The sequence below is a fragment of the Stutzerimonas stutzeri genome (assembly GCF_018138085.1).
Lineage (GTDB): Bacteria > Pseudomonadota > Gammaproteobacteria > Pseudomonadales > Pseudomonadaceae > Stutzerimonas > Stutzerimonas stutzeri_AI.
In genome coordinates this window covers 4,637,274-4,663,877 of record NZ_CP073105.1, presented here as the reverse complement: position 1 = coordinate 4,663,877, position 26,604 = coordinate 4,637,274, and the positions used below count along the sequence as shown (strand labels likewise).

General features: G+C 65.2%; 24 protein-coding genes. 18 read left to right on the top strand and 6 right to left on the bottom strand.

What is annotated here, in order from left to right; genetic code table 11:
• Positions 1-277: 277 nt before the first annotated feature.
• Positions 278-1,912 (top strand): methyl-accepting chemotaxis protein, encoded by a 1,635-nt coding sequence (locus KCX70_RS21345; protein ID WP_212618752.1) that lies wholly within the window; start codon positions 278-280, stop codon positions 1,910-1,912.
• Between the two features lie 41 nt (positions 1,913-1,953).
• Here the strand turns inward: KCX70_RS21345 and KCX70_RS21340 are convergent, their stop codons facing one another.
• Positions 1,954-2,121, bottom strand: coding sequence for a hypothetical protein (locus KCX70_RS21340; protein ID WP_212618751.1), 168 nt, complete (start codon positions 2,119-2,121; stop codon positions 1,954-1,956).
• Positions 2,122-2,358: 237 nt separating this feature from the next.
• On the opposite strand from KCX70_RS21340, the gene KCX70_RS21335 reads away from it, so the two are divergent.
• From KCX70_RS21335 to KCX70_RS21310, 6 genes are all read left to right on the top strand, one after another.
• Complete coding sequence (locus tag KCX70_RS21335; protein ID WP_212618750.1) at positions 2,359-2,583, top strand: hypothetical protein; 225 nt, start codon at positions 2,359-2,361, stop codon at positions 2,581-2,583.
• 84 nt (positions 2,584-2,667) lie between these two features.
• Entirely contained in the window at positions 2,668-3,249 is a 582-nt protein-coding gene (locus KCX70_RS21330; protein ID WP_212618749.1) for an Sbal_3080 family lipoprotein, read from the top strand.
• 181 nt (positions 3,250-3,430) lie between these two features.
• On the top strand, positions 3,431-3,853 hold the full coding sequence (locus KCX70_RS21325; RefSeq protein ID WP_021206214.1) for an HPF/RaiA family ribosome-associated protein: 423 nt from the start codon (positions 3,431-3,433) through the stop codon (positions 3,851-3,853).
• A 131-nt stretch (positions 3,854-3,984) separates the two neighbouring features.
• Positions 3,985-4,548 (top strand): histidine phosphatase family protein, encoded by a 564-nt coding sequence (locus tag KCX70_RS21320; protein WP_212618748.1) that lies wholly within the window; start codon positions 3,985-3,987, stop codon positions 4,546-4,548.
• A gap of 144 nt (positions 4,549-4,692) precedes the next feature.
• Positions 4,693-5,904 (top strand): aldose 1-epimerase family protein, encoded by a 1,212-nt coding sequence (locus KCX70_RS21315; RefSeq protein ID WP_212618747.1) that lies wholly within the window; start codon positions 4,693-4,695, stop codon positions 5,902-5,904.
• Positions 5,905-6,624: 720 nt separating this feature from the next.
• Positions 6,625-7,500 carry an alpha/beta fold hydrolase gene (locus KCX70_RS21310; protein WP_249121681.1) on the top strand — a complete coding sequence of 292 codons (876 nt, stop codon included), beginning with the start codon at positions 6,625-6,627 and terminating at the stop codon, positions 7,498-7,500.
• 296 nt (positions 7,501-7,796) lie between these two features.
• Here the strand turns inward: KCX70_RS21310 and KCX70_RS21305 are convergent, their stop codons facing one another.
• Positions 7,797-8,708 carry a LysR family transcriptional regulator gene (locus KCX70_RS21305; protein WP_212618745.1) on the bottom strand — a complete coding sequence of 304 codons (912 nt, stop codon included), beginning with the start codon at positions 8,706-8,708 and terminating at the stop codon, positions 7,797-7,799.
• A gap of 102 nt (positions 8,709-8,810) precedes the next feature.
• Here KCX70_RS21305 and KCX70_RS21300 point away from each other — a divergent pair, with 102 nt between their 5' ends.
• The 4 genes from KCX70_RS21300 to KCX70_RS21285 all read left to right on the top strand — a co-directional run bounded on the left by KCX70_RS21300 (position 8,811) and on the right by KCX70_RS21285 (position 13,753).
• Complete coding sequence (locus KCX70_RS21300; RefSeq protein ID WP_212618744.1) at positions 8,811-10,049, top strand: 3-hydroxyacyl-CoA dehydrogenase; 1,239 nt, start codon at positions 8,811-8,813, stop codon at positions 10,047-10,049.
• Positions 10,050-10,051: 2 nt separating this feature from the next.
• Positions 10,052-11,842 carry an acyl-CoA dehydrogenase C-terminal domain-containing protein gene (locus KCX70_RS21295; RefSeq protein WP_212618743.1) on the top strand — a complete coding sequence of 597 codons (1,791 nt, stop codon included), beginning with the start codon at positions 10,052-10,054 and terminating at the stop codon, positions 11,840-11,842.
• A 245-nt stretch (positions 11,843-12,087) separates the two neighbouring features.
• Entirely contained in the window at positions 12,088-13,251 is a 1,164-nt protein-coding gene (locus tag KCX70_RS21290) for an iron-containing alcohol dehydrogenase (protein WP_212618742.1), read from the top strand.
• 58 nt (positions 13,252-13,309) lie between these two features.
• A complete protein-coding gene (locus KCX70_RS21285) occupies positions 13,310-13,753 on the top strand; it encodes an acyl-CoA thioesterase (RefSeq protein WP_212618741.1) in 444 nt (147 codons plus the stop codon).
• A gap of 102 nt (positions 13,754-13,855) precedes the next feature.
• Here the strand turns inward: KCX70_RS21285 and KCX70_RS21280 are convergent, their stop codons facing one another.
• Both KCX70_RS21280 and KCX70_RS21275 read right to left on the bottom strand, forming a co-directional pair.
• Complete coding sequence (locus KCX70_RS21280; RefSeq protein ID WP_243391823.1) at positions 13,856-14,308, bottom strand: hypothetical protein; 453 nt, start codon at positions 14,306-14,308, stop codon at positions 13,856-13,858.
• Positions 14,309-14,452: 144 nt separating this feature from the next.
• Positions 14,453-15,541: a substrate-binding domain-containing protein gene (locus KCX70_RS21275; protein ID WP_212618740.1), complete on the bottom strand. Its 1,089-nt coding sequence runs from the start codon at positions 15,539-15,541 to the stop codon at positions 14,453-14,455.
• Between the two features lie 339 nt (positions 15,542-15,880).
• Between KCX70_RS21275 and KCX70_RS21270 the strand changes: the two genes are divergently transcribed.
• The 5 genes from KCX70_RS21270 to fdhD all read left to right on the top strand — a co-directional run bounded on the left by KCX70_RS21270 (position 15,881) and on the right by fdhD (position 21,973).
• Entirely contained in the window at positions 15,881-16,375 is a 495-nt protein-coding gene (locus tag KCX70_RS21270; RefSeq protein WP_212618739.1) for a formate dehydrogenase subunit gamma, read from the top strand.
• Positions 16,372-17,934, top strand: coding sequence for a formate dehydrogenase beta subunit (locus KCX70_RS21265; RefSeq protein WP_212618738.1), 1,563 nt, complete (start codon positions 16,372-16,374; stop codon positions 17,932-17,934). Before KCX70_RS21270 ends, KCX70_RS21265 begins: the two co-directional genes overlap by 4 nt.
• A gap of 15 nt (positions 17,935-17,949) precedes the next feature.
• Complete coding sequence (fdhF, locus tag KCX70_RS21260) at positions 17,950-20,793, top strand: formate dehydrogenase subunit alpha (RefSeq protein WP_212618737.1); 2,844 nt, start codon at positions 17,950-17,952, stop codon at positions 20,791-20,793.
• A 75-nt stretch (positions 20,794-20,868) separates the two neighbouring features.
• Complete coding sequence (locus KCX70_RS21255; protein WP_249121680.1) at positions 20,869-21,108, top strand: formate dehydrogenase subunit delta; 240 nt, start codon at positions 20,869-20,871, stop codon at positions 21,106-21,108.
• A 40-nt stretch (positions 21,109-21,148) separates the two neighbouring features.
• Complete coding sequence (gene fdhD, locus KCX70_RS21250) at positions 21,149-21,973, top strand: formate dehydrogenase accessory sulfurtransferase FdhD (protein WP_212618735.1); 825 nt, start codon at positions 21,149-21,151, stop codon at positions 21,971-21,973.
• 110 nt (positions 21,974-22,083) lie between these two features.
• On the opposite strand, the gene KCX70_RS21245 is transcribed toward fdhD, so the two are convergent.
• Both KCX70_RS21245 and yrfG read right to left on the bottom strand, forming a co-directional pair.
• Entirely contained in the window at positions 22,084-24,177 is a 2,094-nt protein-coding gene (locus tag KCX70_RS21245; protein ID WP_212618734.1) for a PAS domain-containing protein, read from the bottom strand.
• Positions 24,178-24,378: 201 nt separating this feature from the next.
• Entirely contained in the window at positions 24,379-25,059 is a 681-nt protein-coding gene (yrfG, locus tag KCX70_RS21240; RefSeq protein WP_102846813.1) for a GMP/IMP nucleotidase, read from the bottom strand.
• A gap of 120 nt (positions 25,060-25,179) precedes the next feature.
• On the opposite strand from yrfG, the gene nudE reads away from it, so the two are divergent.
• Together nudE and cysQ are read left to right on the top strand one after the other, a co-directional pair.
• Positions 25,180-25,746 carry an ADP compounds hydrolase NudE gene (nudE, locus tag KCX70_RS21235; RefSeq protein ID WP_212618733.1) on the top strand — a complete coding sequence of 189 codons (567 nt, stop codon included), beginning with the start codon at positions 25,180-25,182 and terminating at the stop codon, positions 25,744-25,746.
• A complete protein-coding gene (cysQ, locus tag KCX70_RS21230) occupies positions 25,743-26,558 on the top strand; it encodes a 3'(2'),5'-bisphosphate nucleotidase CysQ (protein WP_021206194.1) in 816 nt (271 codons plus the stop codon). The genes nudE and cysQ overlap by 4 nt, the downstream gene beginning before the upstream one ends.
• Positions 26,559-26,604: the final 46 nt, after the last annotated feature.

Below are 26,604 nucleotides of genomic sequence, written 5' to 3'. Positions count from 1 at the left end.
AAACCCCGCGCGCTCGTTGTATGGCGAGCAATCGCGTGCAGGGCTACTTCGTTTTCGGCAACGCCAGGCTCGATCTGGATACCGTTGGGCGCCGAGGCCGTCGTTCACGTTATCGGCCGCCCCGCGGGCGTTCGCCATGCAACCTTGGTATCCGTACCAAAGTCGTAGGCGTCGACAGCAGCCGGCAGACCGCCGCGGATGTGCCCATTCGACGACCGGCCTCGCGTGACGAGACGACCGGCCGATAACCGAGACAGTCCCCTCTTGGAGCGACGTCATGTCTCGCTTTCTCACCGATCTCGGATTCCGCTGGAAAATCACCCTGCCCATCGGCGCGCTGGCCCTGCTGCTGGTGCTGATGGGCCTGTTCGGCATGCGCGGCATCGATCATGTCGTCGACTCCAGCAAGGTCCTGGCCACACGGCATCTGCCGGCCATCAGCCTGTTGCTCAATGCCGACCGCGACCTTTACCAGGCCTTCGTCGCCGAGCGCAGCCTGCTCGACAGCGATGCGGGTGACCATACCCAGGCGCTCAAGGCCAGCCATGCGGACAACCTCAAGCAGGCCTATGACCGCGTGCAGAAGTACGCCGCCATGCAGCCGGGGCCAGAGGCCATGGCGCTGGTCGAGCGGTTCAATCGCGGGTTCGCTGAGTGGTCGGACGTTTCGCAGCGGGTGATCGACCAGATCGATCTCGATCCCCAGGCTGCCAGTGCGCTGAGCTTTGGCGACAGCGAGGCACGCTTCGACAGTATGCGCGACGCCATCGATCAGCTCGGCAACCTGGAAGACGAGGCCGCCAATGTCGTTGGCGCGGCGGCGATCGCCGAGGGTGGCAGCACCCAGACGCAGCAGAGCACCCTGTTGGTGATCGGCCTGCTCGGTTGCATGCTGCTGGTGCTCGGTCTGCCGCTGGTGGTGCTCAAGCCGCTGCGCCGGCTGCTCGAACGCGTCCAGCAGATCGCCGAGGGCGACGGTGACTTGCGTACGCGGCTCGAGGTGCGCTCTGCCGATGAACTGGGCCAGCTGGGTAAGGCTTTCAATCGCTTTCTCGACAAGCTGCAGCCGCTGATTGCCGAGGTCGGGCAGGTGACCGGCAAGGTCGATGCGGCGGCGCAGGGCATGGCCGGCATGGCTGCGACCAACGATCGCCTGATCAGCAGCGAGCATGCCGCCGTCGACCAGGTCAGTACCGCCGCCACCGAAATGAGCGCCGCTGTGCATGAGGTCGCGCAGAACGCCCAGAGCGCCTCGGATGCGGCGCGCGATGCCGAGAGCCAGTCGCGCAAGGGTGCGGCGGTGGTCGGCAGCACCATCGAGTCGATCCGCCAGCTGGCGCAGGAAGTGGAAAGCACCTCGCAAACAATCGAAGCGCTGGCCGACGAGACCGCCAGCATCGGGGCGGTCCTGGAAGTGATCCGCGGCATCGCCGAACAGACCAACCTGCTGGCGCTCAACGCCGCCATCGAAGCGGCACGGGCCGGCGAGCAGGGACGCGGATTCGCCGTCGTGGCCGATGAAGTCCGCGCCCTGGCGGCGCGGACCCAGGAATCGACCAAGGACATCCAGTTGCGTATCGAACGCTTGCAGAGTGGCGTGGCCAAGGCGGTGCAGGCGATGCATACCGGCAGCGACAAGGCCCGCGACAGCGTCGAGCGTGCTGCTGGCGTCGATCAGGTGCTGGCCGATACCACCGCGTCGGTGCAGCGCATCAGTGACATGGCCGCGCAGATCGCCACGGCCTGCGAGGAGCAAAGCAGCGTGACCGAGGAGATCGCGCGCAACATCACCGATATCCGCGAGCTATCCAACGAGGCTGCGTCGAATTCGGCCGAGAGCATGCAGGCGAGCCAGCAGCTCTCGGCACTGTCACAAAGTCTGGCCACGCTGGTGGGCCGCTTTCGCGTCTGACTTGCCGAGCGCTCAGGTGACGGCGACGCGCCCTCCCTCACTCAGCCCCAGAGCAGCTTGCCCAGGCCGGTATCGCTGGGCAGCAGCAACAGGCTGAGCAGGAACACCAGCAGCAAACCCAGGCCATAGGCGAGGCTGATCAGCCGCTGTCTTCGGCGACGCTGCGATGTTGCTGCGGGGGGCAGGTGATGCTGAGGGCGATGGGTCATGCTGGGTCGATAGGTTGCGTGTCGCAGCTGCGGGGTGGTCTCGACGGAATGGGGCCGATGACGGTGCGCAGTAAAACCGAATTAGAGGCATATTGCCACTACTGCGATACCGGCCCGACGACAGGGCGAAGGCTTCGCTGAAACAATCGGAAAAGCTCTGCCGCGCCCTCTGGCCTGCGGATCGCCCGGCCTCGACCATACTCAACGTCGAATGCTGATCGATCCGGAGACTCGCCCATGCAAACGCGCCGCCAGCTGCTCCATCGTTCCGTCCTGGTCGCCACTGTCGCTGCGCTCAGTGCGCTCTGGCCATCGCTGACGAGGGCTGACGAGCCGTTGCGGATGCGCGAGGCACTGGCGTCCGGGGAGCTGCGTCCGGTGATCGGCCTGGATACCTCGCGTATCCATGATGTACGCCTGGAAACCCCCGAGAGGGTCGCCTTGCTTGAGTCGGCCGCGTGAACTGAAGGAGCAGGGCGCGTCCGCTATATCGGCGTGACGCACTGGTGGCACAATGACGTCACTCTCACCTCGACAGGACGTCCCATGCGCGCCGCCAAACTGTTGTTGCCCCTCACCCTGCTGGCAGTCACCGGTTGCAGTATCAAGCAGACCGTCACCCCCGCCGCGCTCTCGACGGGGCTGGTCCCCGAAATCTGTACCATCCCGGCTCCTGGCCTGCGTGCGGGCTTCAGCACCACCTACCAGCAGCTGCTTCGCGACAAGGGCTTCAGGACGCGGCAGCTGGCGCCGGGCAGCGACCCGGGGCGCTGCCCGCTCAGTACGACATTCACCGGAACCTGGCGCTGGGATCTGTTGCTGTACATGAACTATGCCGATATCCGTGTTTTTGAGAACGGCCGCCAGGTGGGCCAGGCCGAATATGACGCCCGCTGGGGCGGCGGACGCCCGGACAAATTCATCAACGCCGAAAGCAAGATCGCCGAGCTGACGCAGCAACTGTTCCCCACGGGCGCTGCAGGCCTCGGCGTGGCTGCTCCCGTTGCGATCACGCATGCACCCATGAGCAAGGCCGCCTACCGGCAGGATCAACTCCGGCGCCTGCTGGACGAACAGCTCTCCTACGAGGAGTACCAGCGTCGCTACCGGGAGGTAATGGCCGACTAGCTCCAAATCCGGGAAAGGACGCGCTGCTACGAGGCGGGCGTATTTGCGCAGCTTCCCTGACCTGCGTCAGACGGGCCGCTGGCGGGGGTGGGCGACAATCCTTGTTAAACGAAGCCGCTGAACCTCGACGGTGTCGGCGCCTCGAAGCTTAATAGGTACGTCATCAACCAGGAGTAGTCGTATGCATGTTCAAGTCAACAGCCATCAAATCCCCGGCAGTGTGGAACTGCACGAATGGGTCGGTTCGACCGTAGAGGAGCGGCTGGAGCGCTTCGACGATTTCCTCACCCGTATCGAAGTCCATGTCAGCGACGAGAATGCCCAGAAGGCCGGTGCCGACGACAAGCGCTGCCAGATCGAGGCTCGCCCGAAGGGCCATCAAGCCCTATCGGTGACGCACAAGGCCGAGTCGCTGCAACTGGCTGTCGACGGTGCCGCCGAAAAGATGCGTCATGCGCTGGAGCATCTGATGGGCAAGCTGGATACCAAGGTGATGTCCGGCGGCGAGCTCAATGACCCGCTGCTCGACGAACAACCACAGGCGGTCAAGGACGCCATGCTCGAAGAAGACTTCCTGGAAAAGCAGGACGAACTCGACAAGTGATGCCCCGGCCCCGGCGTGCTGCCGGGCCTTTGCCAGCGTAATCGCGGCGCAAAGCGGGCAACCCTTCGCAATGCCTGGAACGCGCCGCTGCCGGTGCGTTCCAAACAGCCTCTTCGTTCTCGGTGCCTCTCATGCAAATCATCCTGGTGCGTCATGGGCGGCCTGATCACCGCGCCCGCTCGTGGAGTACGCCGGCTGGCATGAAGGACTGGGTAGAGCGCTACAACGCCGCCAGTGTCGTGGTCGCCGAGCGACCCGAAGCGCTATGCCGGCTCGCCAACTCGGCTGGCGCGGTGGTTTGCAGTTCCTTGATGCGTTGCGTGGAGTCGCGCAGCGGACTCGGTTGCGATTGCCGTGCCGAACCTGATCCGCTGTTTGCCGAAGCGCACCTGCCTTATCCAGACTGGTCGTTCCCCCTGATGCCCTCGCGCTTCTGGCGTATCACCTTTCGTACGGCGTGGTTTTTCGGATTTGCGCGACACACCGAGCCGGTGAGCGAATCGAGGCGCCGGGCCCGCGCGGCTGCGGACAAGCTCATCGAACTGGCGCATGCCCACGACTGCGTGCTGCTCATGGGACACAAGGTCATGAACGCACTGATCGCCCGGGAATTACGTCGGCGCGGCTGGCATGGGCCGGTTATGCCGTTGTTGTCCGGCTACTGGCACCCGAGCCGCTACTCCAGGCGATCCTGATCGCACCAACGGTGCCCGACGCGGCGCCTTCCATTCCGATAGCGGCTTCAGCGCGCTTTGGCTGCGCTAATACACTTCGGTTTGCAAGCTGAAACGTTTCAGCTAACGTACTGAAACGTTTCCACAACAATAAAAGGTGATCTCATGACTCGTTTGCGACTTCTGTGTGGCCTGGGCATCTGCCTGGCCAATCCCGCTCTGGCCTGGGAGCAGGTGCTGATCGATGCCGATACCCCCGCGCGCAACTGGCAGGTTACCAGCGACGAGCTCGGCATCAAGACGGCGAAGCCCTTTTCGGTCAGCATGCGCAGCCTGCACGGCGGGCGCGAGGAAGGTGTCAGCCTGATCGTGATCGACAACGGCACGATGAAGATGACGGTTGTCCCCAACCGCGGCATGAACGTGCTCGAGGCGGTGGCCGGAGACGTGCGCCTGGGCTGGGGCTCGCCGGTGGACGAGGTGGTCAACCCCGCGTTCATCGAACTCAACGCACGAGGCGGCCTGGGCTGGCTGGAGGGCTTCAACGAACTGGTCACCCGCTGCGGCTACGAGTGGGTCGGCCATCCCGGCGAAGACAACGGCGAGCTGCTCACCCTGCACGGTCGCGCGGCGAACATTCCGGCGTCTCGGGTAGTGCTGGAGATCGACGAAAAGCCGCCTTACGCGATTCGGCTGCGCGGCGAGCTGCAGGAAAAGGCCTTCAAGAAGGTCGACTTCGCGATCATGACCGAACTGAGCACCGAACCCGGCCGCAGCGGTTTCTCGCTGCACGACACCCTGACCAATCAGGGCGACTACGCCAAGGAATACCAGGCGCTGTACCACAGCAACTTCGGCATGCCGTTGCTGGAGCAGGGCGCCCGCTTCGTCGCGCCGGTCAAGCAGGTCTCGCCGTTCAATGCCAAGGCCGGCAAGGAGCTCGGTGACTGGCAAACCTATCGTGGCCCGACGCCTGACTACGATGAAACCGTCTACAACGTCGTGCCCTACGCCGATGCCCAGGGCGAAACGCTGGCGATGCTGCACGACCGCGATGCCGAGCTGGGCGTCACTGTCGGTTTCAACACGCGTGAGCTACCGGTGTTCTCGCTGTGGAAGAACACCGATACCGAAAAGCAGGGCTATGTCACCGGACTGGAACCCGGTACCAGCTATTCCTACAACCGCGCCTACCAGCGCCCGCTCGGGTTGGTACCGACTATCGAACCCGGCGAGCAGAAGCATTTTCATGTGCGCTACGAGCTGCTGGCGAGCAAGGCGGCCGTTGCGGACGCCCGCAAGCGCATCGAGACGATCCAGGCCGGTCGCCAGAGCGAGGTCAGGCAGGAGCCGTTGGTGGACCTGGACAAGAACTAATACGCACTCAGTGCAAGGTTATTGACGGAAAAGCGGGGAGCGCCTCGTCTGCTGCGTTAGGAATGGTGGTCACGGGTCGCCAAGCATATCCGACTGAGCCGATGCGCCGCTCTGTTCCGGGTCTTCTGGTCTGCCGTGCTCGGTTTGCCCGCGGACGCTCAAGCGGAGTCCATGTTCTATCGCCCAAACACGGCTCACTCAGCTATAGCCAAAGGCTTACAAAAAGCTGCGCCGATCGCCGCTTCAGCTCAGGGCCGGAAGTACTTAATCTACACCCACTCTGAAGCGCAGGACGCGCTCAGGATCAGGATGATCGACCATCGCCAGGACGGCACTCGAACGGATTCGGTACGGTCAGAAAAAACCCGCTTCGGCGGGTTTTTGCTTTTTCAGGTTCAGCCCATTGATAGCGAGGCTCCGCTGAAAAGCTCGCGGTCAAGACCGCTCCTACAGAGAGTTGTGTTTGCAGGTGAGGCCATGCGCATAGCGCGCGGCTCTTGTGGGAGCGGTCTTGACCGCGAATGGGTCGACTGCTTCGGGAGTGCACAGGTCTGAAGAAGCGAGCAAGGCGATCATCACAGGCGTCTGGTTTGATTTAGACGATCTGTCGCTTTTTGCGGACGCTATGCATCCGAAACGTAATCTGCCCTTGGCAACATGGCTTCACCGGCGAGCACACCGCTTGCCGCCCCTAGCCATCGACTACCGAGGAAACAGATCATGAGCGCATCGACTTCTACCCAAACGGCAGCCAACGCTTTGTCCGGCAGCTACGTCACCACTCGCGATGGCGTCAGCCTCTACTACAAGGACTGGGGCCCGCGTGACGGCCAGGTGGTTACCTTCAGCCACGGCTGGCCGCTGAATTCGGACAGCTGGGAGTCGCAGATGATGTTCCTGGCGTCGAAGGGATATCGGGTCGTTGCCCATGACCGCCGCGGCCATGGCCGTTCCAGCCAGCCGTGGGATGGCAACGACATGGACCATTACGCCGACGATCTCGCGGCGGTCCTCGAGGCACTGGACCTGAAGGACGCCACCCTGGTTGGCTTCTCCACCGGCGGCGGTGAGGTGGCGCGTTACATCGGTCGCCACGGCACGGGGCGTGTGAAGAAGGCCGTGCTGGTCGCCGCGGTCCCGCCGTTGATGCTCAAGACCGACAGCAATCCGAATGGCGTGCCGCTGGACGTCTTCGACGGGCTGCGCCAGGCCTCGCTGGACAACCGTTCGCAGCTTTATCTGGATATCGCTTCGGGGCCGTTTTTCGGCTACAACCGGCCCGACGCGAAACCGTCGCAGGGCTTGATCCAGTCCTTCTGGGTACAGGGTATGCAAGCCGGCCACAAGAATACCTATGACTCGATCGCAGCCTTCTCCGCGACTGATTTCCGCGAGGACCTGAAGAAATTCGATGTCCCGACGCTGGTGATCCATGGCGACGACGATCAGATCGTGCCGATCGACACCGCTGCCCGGGCATCGGCGGCCATTGTTCGCAATGCCGAGCTCATCGTGTACCCGGGCGCGCCGCATGGCCTGGCCGACACCCACAAGGACCGCCTCAACCAGGACCTGCTGGCGTTCCTGGAACGGTGATCGCGGGCTGCCGATCGGTCCTTTTGACAGTCCGTTTCGCAGCCCGGCACGACAGCGAAACGGCTAATTGGTTGCGACTATAGCGAAAGGCTTACACGGATCGCAGCGATCGGCTATTTAGCCAAGACCATCCGAAGCCTAATCTATGCCCATCTCTGAAGTGCAGGACGCGCTCAGGATCAAGGAGGATCGACCATCGCCAGGACGGCAACCGGAAGGATTCGGAATGGTCAGGAAAAACCCGCTTCGGCGGGTTTTTTGTTGCCTGCAGGAAAGTCTGGCCTTCAGGCGCCGTGTCATCGCACCGTGCCGCTAGCCGTTATCGCCGCGATCTGCTCGATCAGCCACTGTAGCGCCGCGTCCCGCTCTCGCTGGGCCACGCTGACGATGTCCAGCTGGAAGGCACCGAGATCGAACGGCAGATCGAAGAGTTGCAGCGGCAGCAGCTTGGCGAAGTGCCGGGCGAGCGCTGTCGGGAGTACCGCGGCCAGGTCGCTGCTGGCGACGATATGTGCGGCTTGCAGGTAGTTCGGGGTGGTATACACGACGTCCCGGCTCAAGCCCTGCTCCTCCAGCCATTGATCGACCATCCCGCGCGTCTGCCCGCCATGGACCCAGAGGTGACGCAGACGGAGGAATCCGTCGAGATCCAGGCTGTCGCCAACCAACGGATGGCTCTTGCGCACCGCGACCTGCAGCGTTTCGCTGGCCCAGCGGCGAGCGTGAAAACGCGTCGGCACCTCGACGAAACGGCCCAGCACCAGGTCCAGCTCGCCATCATCCAGCGCCGCCGCGGGCAGGCTCGGAGTCAGGTGTTGAATCGACAGCTGGATGCCGGGCGCCACGCGCGCCAGATGTGCCATCAACGCTGGCATGCAGATCAACTCGACGTAATCGGTCACGGCGATGACGAAGCGTTGGCGGCTGCTGGCGGGATCGAAGAAGTCGCCGGCATTCAGCGTATGTTCGATCTGTTGCAGCGCATCGCGAATCGGCGCCTCCAGACTCAGCGCGCGCGGCGTCGGCTGCATGGCGCGCCCTACCCGAACCAGCAACGGATCATCGAGCAGTTCGCGCAAACGGTTCAGGGCGTTGCTGACGGCCGGTTGACTGAGCGAAAGCCGCTCGGCGGCGCGAGACACGTTGCGTTCGCGTAGCAGGGCGTCCAGGACGCGAAGCAAGTTGAGGTCGAAGTTGTAGATATTCATTTGGTGAATCTGAAACATCACAAGACTAAATTTCAAAAATAGTAGCGTCTTCGTCTATGGTTGGTCTCCAGTTTTTTCCGCCTTGCGACGAGGACAGCTGCAATGAGCCAAACCCGCTTCGATATCCAGACCGCCGCCGTGATCGGCGCGGGCACCATGGGCCGCGGTATCGTCATGAGCCTGGCCAACGCCGGTGTGCAGGTGCTGTGGCTGGACAACAATCCTGAGATGCTCGAACAGGCGTTGGGCGTGGTCGCCGATACCTACGCGCACAACGTCCGTCAGGGCCGCATCGACGAAGCCCAGGCCCAAGCGCGTCGCGCCTGCATCAGCAAGGCGGCCGACTACCAGGCGCTGGCGGATGTGGATCTGGTAATCGAGGCGGTGTACGAGAACCTCGAACTCAAGCAGAACATCTTCCGCGAGCTGGACGGCATCGTGAAGCCGGCCGGCATCCTGGCCAGCAACACCTCGGCGCTGGACATCGACGCCATTGCTGCGGTCACCGGGCGCCCGGAGCAGGTCGTGGGCCTGCACTTCTTCAGCCCGGCGCACATCATGAAGCTGCTGGAAATTGTCCGCGGCGCGAAGACGTCCAAAGCCGTGCTCGAGGCGTCCACCGAACTCGGCAAGCGCATGGGCAAGGTCAGCGTGATTGCCGGCAATTGCCCGGGCTTCATCGGCAACCGCATGCTCGCCACCTACGTGCGCGAGGCACGGATGATGCTGCTCGAGGGCGCCTACCCGCATCAGGTGGATGCCGCGCTGCAGGGTTTCGGCTTCGCCATGGGGCCGTTCCGCATGTACGACGTGGTCGGCATCGACCTGGAATGGCGGGCCCGCGAACTGGCCGGCAAAGGGCAGGACGAGGCGGAAGTGCAGGTCGACAACCGCCTCTGCGAGCTGGGCCGCTTCGGCCAGAAGTCGCGCATGGGCTACTACCGCTACGCCGAGGGAAGCCGCCAGGCCGAGCACGACCCGGAAGTGGATGCGCTGGTGCAGCGCGAGTCCGAGCGCCTCGGTTATCAGCGTCGTGAGATCGGCTCGGAGGAAATTCTCGAGCGCTGCCTGCTGGCGCTGGTCAACGAAGGCGCGAAGATCCTCGAGGAAGGCATGGCCGAGTCCAGTGCCGATATCGATACCGTTTATCTGTACGGCTACGGCTTCCCGGCCGAAGTCGGCGGGCCGATGACCTGGGCCGATCGGCAGGGCCTGCCAGCCATTCGTGATCGCCTCAATGCATTGGCCGAGCAGCACGGCGCGCACTGGCAGCCTGCCGAGCTGATCGACAGCCTGGCCACGCTCGGTGGTCGCTTCGTCGACTACAAGAAGGAGGCCTGAGCATGGAATACAAGGCGCCCCTGCGTGACATGCGCTTCGTGCTGCACGAGCTGTTCGACGCCAGCGCTCATTGCGAGCTGCTCGGCAACGGCCTGGACCGCGAGCTGATCGACGGCGTGCTGGAAGAAGCCGCGCGCTACACCGGCGGTGAGATCGCGCCGCTCAATCGCAACAGCGATGAGGAAGGCGTGACCCTCGAAAACGGCGAAGTCCGCACGCCGCAGGGCTTCGTCGAGGCCTACAAGCAGTACGTCGACAACGGCTGGGCGAGCATGACCGGGCCAACCGAGTACGGTGGGCAGGGCTTCCCGCAGCTGGTGGCGTGCAACTTCCACGAGATGCTGATGGGCGCCTCGCTGTCCTTCCGCATCTACTCGGGCCTCACCGAAGGCGCGGTGCTGGCGCTGTACAAGCACGGCAGCGACGAGCTGAAGAACGCCTATCTGGAAAAGCTGGTCAGCGGCAGCTGGAGCGGCACCATGTGCCTGACCGAGCCGCAGGCCGGGACCGATCTGGCGTTGCTGCGCACCAGGGCCGAACCCCAGGCGGACGGCAGCTACCGGGTCAGCGGCAGTAAGATCTTCATCTCCGGCGGCGAGCACGACATGAGCGAGAACATCGTGCACCTGGTGCTGGCGCGGCTGCCGGATGCGCCGGCCGGGGTGAAGGGCATCAGCCTGCTGCTGGTGCCCAAATTCATCGCCAACGCCGACGGCACGCCGGGCGAGCGCAACGCGCTGAGCTGCGGTGCCATCGAGCACAAGATGGGCATCAAGGGCGCGGCCACCTGCGTGATGAACTTCGATGGCGCGACCGGTTGGATCGTCGGCGAGCCGAACCAGGGCCTGGCGTGCATGTTCACCATGATGAACGACGCGCGCTTCCAGGTCGGGTTGCAGGGGCTTGGCATTGCAGAGCAGGCGTATCAGGGCTCGCTGGCCTATGCCCGCGAGCGCTTGCAGTCGCGCGGGCTGGCCGGCGCGGTGCACCCGGACAAGGTCGCCGACCCTATCATCGTCCACCCGGATGTGCGGCGCATGCTGCTGACGCAGAAGACACTGGTCGAAGGCAGCCGCATGTTGGCGGCGTACTGTGCGCGCCAGCTGGACCTCGAACACGGCCATCCCGAGCCGAGCTACCGCAAAGCGGCGAGCAAGCGCGCGGCGTTGCTGATCCCCATCGTCAAAGCCTTCTTCACCGACATGGGCCAGGAAGTCGCAAGCCTCGGGGTGCAGGTCTACGGCGGTCATGGCTACATCCGCGAGTGGGGCATGGAGCAACTGATGCGCGACAGCCGCATCACCCAGCTCTATGAAGGCACCAACGGCATCCAGGCGCTGGACTATATCCGCCGCAAACTGCTCGGTGACGGCGGCGCGGAGCTGTCGGCGTTGCAGGCGGAGTTCAGCGAGATTTGCGACCAGCAGATTGATCGCCCGGCGTTGCGGGACATGGCGGCGAAGCTCCAGGCGCGGATCGGCGAATGGCGCGAACTGAGCGCCGAGATCATCGCTGCCACCGGCCGCGACCCTCAGGAAATTGGGGCGGTGTCGGTGGATTTCCTGCAGTACTCGGCCTATGTGTTGTTGGCCGGGCTCTGGTTGCAGGCGGCGGCGCGCGCGCAGGATGCGCTGGAGCAGGGTGCCGGTGAAGAGGCCTTCTACCAGGCCAAGCTGGCCAGCGCGGACTTCTACCTGCGTCGCGTATTGCCGCGAGCGAGTGCGCACCGGGAAGCGATCCAGGGCGGGGCGGGGTGTTTGATGGCGTTGCCGGAGGCGGATTTTGCGTTTTGAGTGAGGCCGAGGCGCCCATCCTCACCCCTACGCCGGGCGCCTCAATCCTCTCCCCAGAGGGGAGGGGCCTGGACGGCGTTAGGCACAACTACGTGGTGAGATCGGGCAGGGCTGTTGGCTTGGTTGCCACCTTGCTCGACAGGTACACAGAACTACCCCCTCTCCCTTGGGGGAGAGGGCTGGGGTGAGGGGGCTTTTGATCTGCTGCTCTCTCAACCCCGAATCAAAACAATCAGGAGGCACCGATGCATCCGTTCAGCTTTGCCACAACCGCCCAATTGATCTGCGAGCCCGGCTCGTCGCGCCGGCTGGCCAGCCTCTGCAAAGAACGTGGGGCGCGCTCGGTGCTGGTGGTAACCGATCCGGGCATTACCCGTTTCGGCCTGCTCAATGAGGTGTTGCCGGGCTTCGAGGCCGAGGGGCTTGCCGTGGCGGTCTACGATCAGGTGGTCGCCGACCCGCCGGAGCACATCGTACTGGCGGCTGTGGAGCAGGCCCGGTCAGCCAAGGCCGATCTGGTGATCGGCTTCGGTGGTGGCAGCTCGATGGACGTGGCCAAGCTGGTGGCGCTGCTGGCGCATCCTGCCTGCCAGCAGACGCTGCAGGACGTCTACGGCGTCGGAAATGCCAAGGGCCAGCGCCTACCGTTGATCCAGGTGCCGACCACCGCCGGCACCGGTTCCGAGGTTACGCAGATCGCCATCATCACCACCGGCGAGACGACCAAGATGGGCGTGGTCTCGCCACTGCTGCTGCCGGATCTGGCGCTGCTCGATGCCGACCTCACCCTCGGCCTGCCGCCGGCCGTGACCGCTGCCACTGGGATCGACGCCATGGTGCACGCCATCGAGGCCTACACCAGCGCGCTGAAGAAGAACCCGATGTCCGACCTGCTGGCCCGCGAGGCGCTGCGCCTGCTGGCCGCCAATCTCGACGAGGCCGTGCACAACGGCAGCAACCGCGAGGCGCGCCAGGCCATGCTGCTCGGCGCCTGTCTGGCCGGCCAAGCGTTTGCCAACGCGCCGGTGGCGGCGGTGCATGCGCTGGCCTATCCGCTGGGTGGCAATTTCCATATTCCGCACGGCCTGTCGAACGCGCTGGTGTTGCCACAGGTGCTGCGCTTCAACGTCAGCGCCGCGACCACGCACTACGGCGAGCTGGCACCGATCATCCTCGGTGATCGGCTGCGTACGGATGACCCGTCCACCTATGCCGAGCAGCTGATTCAGGAATTCGAGCAGATGAGCGCGCGTGTCGGCCTGCCGACCCGCCTGCGCGATGCCGGCGTGCCGGAAGATATGTTGCCGCAGCTGGCCAAGGAGGCGATGCTGCAACAGCGCCTGCTGGTCAACAATCCGCGCGAAGTGACCGAGGCCGATGCCCTGGCCATCTACCGCGCCGCTTATTGACTCGTTGGCGCACCGCTTCGCCTGCGGTGTGCCGGTTTGCTGAACAAGGATTCTCCAGATGGCCGAACAACCGCAGCACCTGCGCGCCGATTACCGACATTTCCAGTCGATCACCACGCGTTGGCATGACAACGACATCTACGGCCACGTAAATAACGTCGTCTATTACAGCTATTTCGACAGCGCGGTGAATGCCTATCTGATCGAGCGTGGCGGGCTGGATATTCACCAAGGCGAGGTGGTGGGGTTCGTCGTCAGCTCGTCCTGTGACTACTTCGCCTCCATCGCCTTTCCCGATGCGTTGGAAGTCGGCCTGCGGGTCGGCAAACTTGGCAACAGCTCAGTGCAGTACGAGCTGGCGATATTCAAGGCAGGCGAAGCGCAGGCCTGTGCGGCGGGACGCTTCGTGCATGTGTTCGTGGATCGTGCCAGCAACCGGCCGACACCGATCCCGAGTGATTTGCGCCAGGCGCTGGAAGCGCTGGTAATGATGGCCGAGTAAGTCTCGGCCCTGCGGGTAGACCAGCTGAACGGCCGAACTTCTCGGCCGTGTCGCTGTGATGAATGGCAGTCCCGCGATGCGCGGCGCTGCGGAGCGGCTGGCTTAGTGGTGATGCTTGTGTTTGTGCTTCCAGTGTCCCTTGGCTTTACCCGGGTGCCCGTAGTACCGACGATCGTCACGATAATGCCGGTCGCCGCGATAGTCGTCATCGTCGCCGTACTCGTTGCCGAGCGCTCCACCGGCACCTCCGCCCAATGCCGCACCGATCAGGCCCCCGGTGCTGCCGCCAACACGTTGGCCGATGACGTTACCGCCCGCGGCGCCGAGACCGCCACCGATGGCCGCCTCGGTACGGCTGCGCTTGTCGGCACCGACCATGCCTCCGGCGGCACCGCCGACACCGGCACCGATGGTCGCGCCGGTCGAACCACCCAGCTGCTCACCGACGACCGTGCCCAAGACGCCTCCCAGCGCGCCGCCCACGGCCGCGTCGGTGTTGCCCGCCAGGGCGTAGCCGCCACAGGTCAGGCCGAGGGAGAGGAGGAGCAACTGCATGGACTTCATAGACACCTCGAGGACAGAGCCGCCTTGCGGCGAGATTTGCGCCATAGACTGGCGAGCTCGCGCCGAGTTCCCGTTTCGGTTGTTCGCTTGTTGGCTTTGTGAGACGGCTCACGATTCAGCCGAGTTTGGGAGCGCTCAAAGCAGGCTCTCGCGACTCCATTGCTCCAGCGCCTGGGTCAGCGGCAGCACCTCGCCGGGACGGCTCAAGGCGTAGCCGGGCAGTTGGCTGATGCGCGCCTGGAACTCGGGGTTCTGCAACACCCGCAGCAGCGCGCCCATGGCCGGCAGCTCGAGGCTGTCCTCGCGGCACAGCAGGCAGTAGTGTTCGCGCGCCATTGGCAGGAAGGTCAGGCCGAACTGGCGCGCCGCCGCCTCGACGCCGAAGCCGACGTCGGCCATGCCACTGGCCACGTAGGCAGCCACTGCGGCATGGGTGAACTCCTCGTTGTGAAAACCCCTGATCGTGGCGCTGTCCAGCTCGTCGCGGCGCAGCAGGTCCTCGAACAACAGGCGCGTGCCCGAACCCGGTTCGCGGTTGACGAAGCGCGGCTCGCCACGCGCCAGGTCCGCCAGCCCCTCGATGCCGAGCGGATTACCGGGGGCGAGCATCAACCCCTGGGTGCGCACGACGAAGGTGATCACCCGCTGGTCGGGGCGCAGCCAGGGCTGGATGCGGTTCATGCTGAGCGCGCCGAGCGGGCCGGCCGGCACATGCAGGCCGGCCACTTCGCAGTCGTGGCGATGCAGGGCGATGATCGCCTCGCTGCCGCTGCGAAACTGTACGTCCCACTGCCAACTGGGGTCGCGCTCCAGCCACTCGCGCAGCGCCGCTACGGCGAAACCGTGGCTGGCGTGGATACGCAGGCCGGGGTTGCTGGCCTGCAGCACCCGATTCAGTTCCAGTTCCAGCTCGCCGGCCAGGTTGTCCAGTTGCGGCGACAGCCGCGCACGGATGCGCTGGTCGGCCCACAGCAGCTTCTCGCCGAGCGGTGCCAGGCGTGCACCCTTGCCGCGTTCCAGCTCGATCAGTGGGCTGCCGAAGAAGGCCTGCCATTTGCCGAGGAGGTTCCAGGCATGGCGATAGGAATAGCCAACGCGGGCGGCGGCCTCGGTCAGCTTGCCGGTGTCGTGCACGGCTTGCAGCAGTTCCAGCCCCTGGGGGTCGAGGCTGCTGCCGTCGCGCTGATGGAAACGCCAGCGTGGCTGGATTTCGATGCGGATCATATGCTCTCTACTTCATATTTGTTCGGCTGAAAGCCCATGATAATGTGCCGCACATGGGCGCTTTGCGGCCAAGTATAAGAACTTCAATTCATATGTGGCGAGCCCCTTGGGTTCCGCCTGGGATAAGCTTCCATCAACCGTGAGAGGTTGTGAAGAAATCGTCGCGAGTGAAGGCAGATTGCGCTTCGCCGGAGCGCAGCAAGCGGAATGTATTGAAATACATGAGCATTGCGAGCACCGCCGAAATGCGAGATGCCGAACGCAGCAGATTTATTTACAAGCTCTGATGGCGCTTGTCTCCCGACAGTACCGGTATAGCCGCCGGCTGGAGCATAGAACATGGCCACTCTTCCCCAGCGCTTCGCTCCCGAGCAGTGCCAGGCCGTCGCCCGTGAGGTACTGGCCGTCCACCGCGGTCGGCCAGGCGCGCTGTTACCCATCTTGCATGACATCCAGGACCGCCTTGGCGCGGTGCCACCGGAGCTGTTGCCGCTGATCGCCGAGGACCTGAGCCTGTCACGCGCCGAGGTTCACGGGGTGGTCAGCTTCTACCACGATTTCCGCGCCACGCCGCCGGGCCGCCAGGTGCTCAAGCTGTGCCAGGCCGAGGCCTGCCGGTCGATGGGGGTAAAGGCCCTGACGGCCGAACTCGAGGCGAAACTGGGCCTGCCGCTCGGCGAGACCCGCGAAGACGGCAGCCTCACTTTCGAGCCGGTGTACTGCCTGGGCAACTGCGCCTGCGCACCGAACGCCATGCTCAACGGCGAGCTGCATGGCCGCGTCGATGCCGAGGGCCTGCTGGAACTGTTGGCTGAACAGGAGATGCGCGCATGAGCGAATCCATCACCGTTTATGTGCCGCGTGATGCCACCGCGCTGAGCCTGGGTGCCGACAAGGTGGCCCAGGCCATCGTTGCCGAGGCCGCGGCGCGCAATATCGAAGTGAAACTGGTGCGTAACGGCTCGCGCGGGCTGTTCTGGCTAGAGCCGCTGGTCGAGGTCGCCACCGCCGCAGGCCGCGTGGCTTATGGCCCGGTCAAGGCCAGGGACGTCGCGGGGCTGTTCGATGCTGGCTTCCTGACGGGCGGCGAGCATCCGCTGGGCCAGGGCCTGACCGAGGAGATCGAATACCTCAAGCGCCAGGAGCGCCTGACCTTCGCCCGCGCCGGCATCACCGATCCGCTGTCGCTGGAAGATTACATCGCCCACGATGGCTATCGCGGGCTCCAACGCGCCCTGACCATGACGCCCGAGGCGATCGTCGCCGAAGTCACCGAGTCCGGCCTGCGCGGCCGTGGCGGCGCGGCGTTTCCCACCGGCATCAAGTGGCGCACCGTGCTCGGCTGCGAGGCGGCGCAGAAATACATCGTCTGCAACGCCGACGAAGGCGACTCGGGCACCTTCTCCGACCGCATGGTGATGGAAGACGACCCCTACGTGCTGATCGAGGGCATGACCATCGCCGGTCTCGCCGTCGGCGCCACCATGGGCTACATCTACCTGCGCTCCGAATACCCGCATGCCGAGGCGGCGCTCAAGGCGACGATCGCCAGCGCCTATGCCGCCGGTTACCTGGGCGACGACGTGCTCGGCAGCGGCAAGGCCTTTCACCTGGAGCTGCGCCGCGGCGCCGGCGCCTATATATGTGGCGAAGAAACCGCGCTGCTGGAAAGCGTCGAAGGCAAGCGCGGCACCGTGCGGCCGAAGCCGCCGCTGCCGGCCATCGAGGGCCTGTTCGGCATGCCGACGGTGATCAATAACGTGATCTCCCTGGCCTCGGTGCCGATCATCCTCGACAAGGGCGGCGCCTACTACAAGGACTACGGCATGGGCCGCTCGCTCGGCACCTTGCCGATCCAGCTGACCGGCAACATCGCCCGCGGCGGCCTGATCGAGAAGGCCTTCGGCATCACCCTGCGCGAGCTGCTATATGAGTATGGTGGAGGTTCGGCCAGCGGCCGGCCGATCCGTGCGGTACAGGTCGGCGGCCCGCTGGGTGCCTATCTGCCGGAGTCGCAGTTCGATACCCCGCTGGACTACGAGGCCTTCGCCGCCCTCGGCGCGGTGCTCGGCCACGGCGGCATCGTGGTGTTCGACGACACGGTGGACCTGGCCGAGATGGCGCGCTACGCCATGGAATTCTGCGCCATCGAGTCCTGCGGCAAATGCACACCCTGCCGGATCGGTTCTACCCGTGGCGAGGAGCTGCTCGACCAGATCATCGTCGCCCGTTCCGAAGGCCCGCAGCCGGGCCGTATCGAGCTGCTCAAGAGCCTCTGCGACACCATGCTCGGTGCGTCGCTCTGTGCCCTCGGCGGGATGACGCCCTATCCGGTGCTGAGCGCCATCAACCACTTTCCCGAGGATTTCGGCGACACCGCCGAAGCCCGCTGATCCGGAGGCATAGACATGGCCCTGTATCGTGAACTCGACTATGGCACTCCCGCCCGCACCGGCGCCCCGGTAACGGTGGAAATCGACGGCACCGCCATCACCGTGCCGGCTGGCACATCGGTCATGCGCGCCGCGCAAGAGGCCGGCATCGCCGTGCCCAAGCTGTGCGCCAGCGACAGCCTGGAGCCGTTCGGCTCCTGCCGCCTGTGCACTGTGGAAATCGAAGGCCGCCGCGGTTATCCGGCGTCCTGCACCACCCCGGTAGAGCCGGGCATGAAGGTCCGCACGCAGAGCCCCAAGCTCGCCGAACTGCGCCGCGGCACCATGGAGCTGTACATATCCGACCACCCGCTCGATTGCCTGACCTGCTCGGCCAACGGCAACTGCGAGCTGCAGGACATGGCCGGCGTGGTCGGCCTGCGCGAGGTGCGCTACGACCCGGTGAAGACGCACCTGGCCGAGCCCAAGGACGAATCCAACCCCTATTTCACCTACGACCCGGCCAAGTGCATCGTCTGCAACCGCTGCGTGCGGGCCTGTGAAGAAGTGCAGGGCACCTTCGCCCTGACCATCGATGGCCGTGGCTTCGATTCGCGGGTAGCCGCCAGCCAGGACGAGAGCTTCATCGATTCCGAGTGCGTGTCCTGTGGCGCCTGCGTGAATGCCTGCCCGACCGCCACCCTGACCGAGAAATCGCTGATCGAGATGGGCCAGGCCGAGCGCAGCGTGACCACCACTTGCGCCTACTGCGGCGTGGGCTGCTCGTTCAACGCCGAGGTCAAGGGCAACGAAGTGGTGCGCATGGTGCCGAACAAGAACGGCCACGCCAACCACGGCCACGCCTGCGTCAAGGGTCGTTTCGCCTGGGGTTATGCCACCCATCCGGACCGCATCAAGACGCCGATGATCCGCGACAGCATCAGCGAACCCTGGCGCCCGGTGAGTTGGGACGAGGCGATCGGCTATGCCGCCAGGCGCTTCAAGGAGATCCAGGCGCAGTACGGCCGGGACTCGGTCGGCGGGCTGACCTCCTCGCGTTGCACCAACGAGGAAACCTACCTGGTGCAGAAGCTGGTGCGTGCCGCCTTCGGCAACAACAACGTCGATACCTGCGCGCGGGTCTGCCACTCGCCGACCGGCTACGGTCTCAAGGTCACCCTCGGCGAGTCCGCCGGTACCCAGGACTTCGATTCGGTGCTGTCCGCCGACGTGATACTGGTGATCGGCGCCAACCCCACCGACGGCCACCCGGTGTTCGGCTCGCAGCTCAAGCGCCGCCTGCGTGAAGGCGCGCGGTTGATCGTCGCCGACCCGCGCGGCATCGACCTGGTGCGCAGCCCGCACATCAAGGCCGAGCATCATCTGCAACTGCGTCCCGGCAGCAACGTCGCCCTGCTCAACAGCCTGGGCCATGTCATCGCCACCGAGGGCCTGATCAACGAAGCCTTCGTCGCCGAGCGCTGCGAGGCCGAGGCCTTCGAACAATGGCGTGCCTTCGTCAGCGAGCAGCGCAACAGCCCCGAGGCCATGGAGGAGCTGACCGGCGTGCCGGCTGCCGAGGTGCGCGCCGCCGCACGCCTGTATGCCACCGGCGGCAACGCCGCGATCTACTACGGCCTGGGCGTCACCGAGCACAGCCAGGGCTCGTCCACCGTGATGGCGATCGCCAACCTGGCCATGGCCACTGGCAATATCGGCCGTCCGGGCGTCGGGGTGAACCCGCTGCGTGGGCAGAACAACGTGCAAGGCTCCTGCGACATGGGCTCCTTCCCCCACGAGCTGCCCGGCTACCGCCACGTCTCCGATCCGGTGGTACGGCCGCAGTTCGAGGCCGCCTGGGGCGTCAGTCTGCTCGACGAGCCGGGCCTGCGGATCCCGAACATGCTCGCCGCGGCCCACGCCGGCACCTTCAAGGGCCTCTACGTGCAGGGCGAAGACCCGGCGCAGTCCGACCCCGACACCCAGCATGTCACCGATGCGCTCAAGGCCATGGAGTGCGTGGTGGTGCAGGACCTGTTCCTCAACGAAACCGCCAAGTACGCCCACGTGTTCCTGCCCGGCGCTTCGTTCCTGGAGAAGAACGGCACCTTCACCAACGCCGAGCGGCGCATCTCGCCGGTGCGCAAGGTGATGCCGGCGCTGGCCGGCAAGGAAGACTGGGAAGTGACGGTGGCGCTGTCCAACGCCCTCGGCTACCCGATGAACTACACCCATCCGTCGCAGATCATGGACGAGATCGCCCGCCTGACCCCGACCTTCACCGGCGTCAGCTACGCCAAGCTCGACCGCATGGGCAGTATCCAGTGGCCGTGCAACGACGAGGCGCCGGAAGGCACGCCGATCATGCACGAGGATGCCTTCGTGCGCGGCAAAGGGCGCTTCATGGTTACCGAGTTCATCCCGACCGAGGAGCGCACCTCGCGCAAGCGTCCGCTGGTGCTCACTACCGGCCGCATCCTCTCGCAGTACAACGTCGGCGCGCAGACCCGCCGCACCGCCAACGGCGCCTGGCACGCCGAGGACATCCTCGAACTGCACCCGGTGGACGCCGAGGACCGTGGCATCAAGGACGGCGACTGGGTCGGCATCAACAGCCGGGCCGGCGAGACGGTGATGCGCGCCAAGGTCACCCAGCGCATGCAGCCGGGTGTGGTGTACACCACCTTCCACCACCCGGAATCCGGCGCCAACGTGATCACCACCGACAACTCCGACTGGGCCACCAACTGTCCGGAGTACAAGGTCACCGCGGTGCAGGTGCACAAGGTCGAGACGCCGTCACAATGGCAGCAGGAGTTCGAGGCCTTCACCCGCGAGCAGGTCGAGTTCCTGCCGCGGATCCAGGTCACCCAGCTGTGAAACCCGCCGGCCGGCCGTTGCGGCCCGCCGGTGGCTCCTGTTTTCTCTTCAGCGCATCGAGGTGTGCAGATGGGCATGAATGCCACGCAACTGATCAAGATGGCCAACCAGATCGGCGCCTTCTTCGTCTCCCAACCCGACCCCGCCCAGGCGCGCGTCGATTTTGCCCAGCACCTCAGGCGCCAGTGGGACCCGCAGATGCGCACCGCGCTCTACGCCCATCTGGACGCCAATGGCGGCGAGGGGCTGAGCGAGTTCGCCCTGCAATCGCTGCGCGGGCTGCGTGAGCAGATAGAACCGCAGGTGCATGCCTGAGTCGAATATCCTTACAGGCTCGCCGTCAGGATCTCGCCACATGCCCCGTCTTGCCCCTCTTACCGACGCCGGCTCGCCCGTTACCAACCCGGAGCCGCAGGCCTACCGCTATGTCGAGCTGGATGACGCCGCGCAGACCGGCGACGCGGTGCTGGCCGAGGAGTGTGCCCTGGCCATCGCCTACAACGGCATCAGCCATGCGGTGATGATGGTCTCGCCCAGCGCATTGGAGGACTTCGTCGTCGGCTTCAGTCTCAGCGGCGAGCTGGTTAGCGGCCTCGACGAGATCTATGACATCCAGCTCAGCCGTCGTGGCGAGGCGTTCAGCGCCGAAGTCGAGATCGGCAATCGCGCGTTCTGGGCGCTCAAGCAGCAGCGCCGCAATCTGGCCGGCACCAGTGGTTGCGGTCTGTGCGGTGTGGAGGCGATCGACCAGGCGCTGCCGCAGTTGACCCCGCTGATGCCCGGTCCGTTGCCGCCCGCCGCGCATCTGCACGAGCTGCGCGCGCGGATCAACGATGCGCAACGGCTGGCGCGGCAAAGCGGTGCACTGCACGCCGCGCTGTTCGTCGACGAGCACGGCGACATCGTGCTGTGCCGCGAAGACATCGGTCGGCACAACGCGTTGGATAAGCTGATCGGCGCGCTGCGTCGCGAGGGCCGTGACGGCCGCCGAGGCTTCGCGGTGGTCACCAGCCGCTGCAGCCTGGAGCTGATCCACAAAGCCGTGCGTGCGGGCTTGCCGACGCTGGTGAGTCTTTCTGCACCGACCGATCTCTGCGTGCGCTGGGCGCGCCAGCACCGGCTCAACCTGATCCACCTGCCGCACCACAGCGCGCCGCGGGTCTACAGTCCCGGGCAATAGCGCGCCAAAGGTTCGTGGCCTGACGCCTCGTGCCCTTGGCGGTTTAGCGGTCGAGGTGAACCGGCGAGCCGCGGCCATGGTGTCGAGCGCGAGCCCTTGCACTGCGCCCTTCACGCCAACATATCGCGCACCCGCGTCGCCAGATGATCGATGGAGAATGGCTTGCTGATCATGTCCATCCCAATGTCGAGAAAGCCGCTGCTGGCGGCCTGCTCGGCGTAGCCGGTGATAAACAGCACCTTCAGCGTGGGCCGGTGCTGGCGGGCCACGTCGGCCAGCTGCCGGCCGTTCATGCCCGGCAGGCCGACGTCGGAAATCAGCAGGTCGATGCGCTCGCCGCTGCGCAGAATGTGCACCGCGGCGTTGGGCTCGGCGGCTTCCAGCGCGCGATAGCCGAGCATGTCCAGCACGTCCAGCACCAGGGCCCGCACCGCAGGATCGTCCTCGACCACCAGGACGGTCTCGCCCTGCGACATCGGCGGGGTCTGTTGCTCCGGCTCGCTCGGGTCCGGCACCGGGGTGACGTCCTGATGCGCCGGTAGATAGAGGGTCACTTCGGTGCCCTTGCCGAGCTCGCTGCGGATCTGCAGATGACCGCCGGCCTGGCGAGCGAAACCGTAGATCATCGATAGCCCCAGGCCCGTGCCCTGGCCGATGGGTTTGGTGGTGAAGAAAGGTTCGAACGCCGCCGCCAGCACCTTGGGCGACATGCCGCAGCCGCTGTCGATCACGCTGAGGCTGACATAGCGCCCCGGAGCCAGGTCGCCGACTTCCGATTGACGCTGCAACTGCACGTTGGCCGTCGCGATGTACAGGCTGCCACCGTCGGGCATGGCGTCGCGGGCATTGATCACCAGGTTGAGAAGCGTGCTCTCCAACTGGTTTTCATCGCTGCTCGCCGGCCAGAGGTCGGATTCGAGCAGGGTGTCGACCAGGATATGGCTGCCCAGGGTCCGCACCATCAGGTCGCGCATCGAGTCGACCAGCTCGTTGAGATCGACTCGCTTGAGGTTCAGCGGTTGCCGACGGGCGAAGGCCAACAGCCGATGGGTCAGGGCGGCGGCTCGGTTGGCCGAATTCATCGCCGCGTCGATGAAGCGCTGGGTTTCGCCGTGGCGTCCGGACTGGTTGTAGCGCTGGATCAGGTCCAGCCCGCCGATGATGCCGGTGAGCATGTTGTTGAAGTCGTGGGCGATGCCGCCGGTCAGCTGGCCGACCGCCTCCATCTTCTGGGCTTGGCGCAGGGCCTCCTGCGCCTGCTGACGGCTGGCCATCTCGGCGACCAGACGCTCGTAGACTTCGGCCAGCGCCTCGGTGCGCTCCTGCACCCGGCTTTCCAGCGTCTCGTTGAGTTCGCGCAGCGCCTGCTCGGCCTGCCAGCGCTCGGTGACATCCTGGGCCAGGACGAAGAAGCCCTGGACCTGCCCCGTGTCGTCTCTACGCGGCAGGTATTGCACCAGGGAACGGCGCGGCCGGCCGTCGCGGTGCGGGCTGTCGGCTTCGAAACTGCTGGGCTGACCGGCGAGCGCCGCCTCGATGTTCGCGCGTCGCAGCGCATAGCCCTGTTCGCCGATCACCTCGCGTACGGATTTGCCGTAGAGGGATTCGGGGGAGAAGCCGAACCAGTCTTCATAGTGGCGGTTGTTGAAGCGAAAGCGCTCATGCCGATCGATGTAGCCGATGAGCACCGGTAGCGCATCGGTGATCATGCGCATCTCCGCTTCGCTGCGCCGTAGCGCCTGTTCGTCGCTGGGGCGCAGGCACAACAGTTGCCCGGCGATGCGCTCGCCGTCGCGGATCGGGCTCAGGGCCAGGTCGAACCAGGCCGCGGCACCTTGCGAGGTGCCATCGCTCGAGAGGCGATGGTTGCGCAGCAGGCAGGCGTGGCTGAGTTCGTTGCGCTCGCGCGCCTCGATCAGCTCCGGCCATACCGGGCCCCAGGTGACGGCGACGGGCGTGCCTAGCGCAGCAGGATGATGAGCGCCGATCAACCGCGCATGGGCATCGTTGTACAGCTGCAGACCGCTCTCGCCCCATAGCACGCACATCGGCAAGGGCGCGTCGAGCAAGGTGTCGAGCAGGCTGCGCAGCGAGACGGGCCAGCCTTCGATCGGGCCCAGCGGCGTCGCGCTCCAGTCGTGACGACGGATGCGCTCGCTCATTTCACTGGTTCCGGGGGGCCAGCGCCCTGCGTCTACAGCCATAGGTCATCCATCGATGCGCGGCGGCGTTCTGCCCGATGCGCCACAGGTACGGGGCATGATCCACCTATCGTGACGCGGCCAGCGGCCCGTCTTCGTTGTGTTGTCCGTTCGGACACCCCGCCATCCTAACCAGCCTTGCCGACTCTCGCCGAGTTAAAGGCGACCTCCGGGCAGCGCAATTAAGTCAGCCTAACCGCTGTTTCAGGCTGGATAGCCTTGCAGGTTGCGAATCAGCGTCTGGTAGTCGTCGACGGCGGAAAATTCTTCCGTGTCTTTCTGGCCGCGCCGGCTGTCCGGTTCGAGGATCGCCAGCAGGTGCGCGATGCCGAACTCACGGGCGCTGCGCAACACCGGCAGGCTGTCGTCGATGAACAGGGATGTGGCTGGATCGAAATCCAGGTCCGCCTTCAGGGCGTACCAGAACTGCGCCTGCTCCTTGGGGAAACCGTAGTCATGCGAGCTGATCAGGCGATCGAACCAGGGGGCCAGTTCGACGCGCTCGAGCTTCAGCGACAGCGAATCGCGATGGGCGTTGGTAATCAGCACCACCCGCTTACCCGCCTCGCGCAGGGCGGCGAGAAACTCATCCGCCGCCGGTCGCAGGGCGATGAGGTCGGCGATTTCGCGCTTCATCTCGCGGATCGGCAGGTTCAGCTCGCGGGTCCAGAAGTCCAGGCAATACCAGGTCAGCTTGCCCTCGTGCTCGTTGAACAGCGGCGCCAGTTCCAGTTCGGCCATGGCCGGGCTGATGCCGTGCAGTTCGGCGTAGCGCTGGGGCAGGAATTCGAGCCAGAAGTGGTTATCGAAGTGCAGATCCAGCAGGGTACCGTCCATGTCCAGCAAAACGGTGTCGATTTCGGACCAGGGCAGTGAATCGATCATGGCGGACTCTTCTTTGGCGTTGACGCAATGGTGCGACAGCGGTCGGCTCGATGCAAAGCGTTCACGGTGCCGACGGAAAGGCGGGTTATGATTGCGGCTCGCGTTTCAAGGATATCCCCCATGCGCCAGAAACCTACCGTACTTGCTCGTGAGATCGTTGCCACCAGCCGTCTGTTCCGCGTCGAGGAGCTGCAGCTGCGCTTCTCCAATGGCGTCGAACGCACCTACGAGCGGCTGGTCGGGCAGGGTACCGGCTACGGCGCGGTGATGATCGTCGCGCTGGAGACCGACGGACGGGCACTGCTGGTCGAGGAGTACTGCGGCGGCACCGACAGCTACGAGCTGTCGTTGCCCAAGGGGTTGATCGAGCCGGGTGAAGACGTGCTCGATGCCGCCAACCGCGAACTCAAGGAAGAAGCCGGTTTCGGCGCGCGCCGTCTGGAGCTGCTCACCGAGCTGTCGCTCTCGCCCGGTTACATGAGCCAGAAGATTCAGGTGGTGCTGGCGCGCGATCTGTATGCCGAACACCTGCCCGGCGATGAACCCGAGCCGATGCGGGTCGACCGGATCGACCTGCGCGAGCTGTCGAGCCTGATCCGGAATCCGCAGTTCAGCGAGGGCCGCGCATTGGCTGCGCTGTATCTGGCGCGCGATCTGTTGATCGAGCGAGGGGAGTTCAGCCAGTGAGCCATCCTTATCTGACGCGGGTCATCGATCTGGTTCGCGACGCCGGGCAGGCCATCCTGCCGTACTGGCGCAATGACGTGCGGGTGCACGAGAAGGCCGATGCCTCGCCCGTCACCGCCGCGGACATGGCGGCCCATCATGTGCTCGCCGCTGGCTTGCAGGCGTTGGATGCGAGTATCCCGGTACTGTCCGAAGAAGACTGCGCGCTGAGCCTGGCCGAGCGCGCCGGCTGGACCCGCTGGTGGCTGGTCGATCCGCTGGACGGGACCAAGGAGTTCATCGCCGGCAGCGAGGAGTTCACCGTCAACGTGGCGCTGATCGAAGGCGGGAAGGTGCTGTTCGGCGTGGTGGGTGTCCCGGCCAATGGCCGCTGCTACTACGGTGGCGGCGAATTCGGCGCCTGGCGGGCGGAGGCCGATGGCGCTGCGCAACCAATGCGGGTGCGCCCCGAGCCGATCGAGTCATTCACCGTGGTGGCCAGCCGTCGGCATTCGAGCCCGGCGCAGGAGCAGTTGCTCGACGGCTTGCGCCAGCGCTTTGGCAACCTGTCACTGGCCAACGTCGGCAGCTCGCTGAAATTCTGCCTGCTGGCCGAGGGCGCTGCCGACTGCTACCCGCGCCTGGCGCCCACATCGCAGTGGGATACCGCCGCCGCCCAGGGTGTGCTGGAGGGCGCCGGGGGCGAGGTGCTGGATGTCAGCGGCGCGCCGCTCACCTACGAAGCGCGTGAAAGCTACCTCAACCCGTCGTTCCTGGCGTTGCCGCGTGGCGTGGCGTGGCGTGGCGAGCTGATCGAGTTGGCGAACCGCTAGCGCGCCGTCGCGGCAGGCCGAGGCCCGGCCTGTTTGCGGTCAAGCG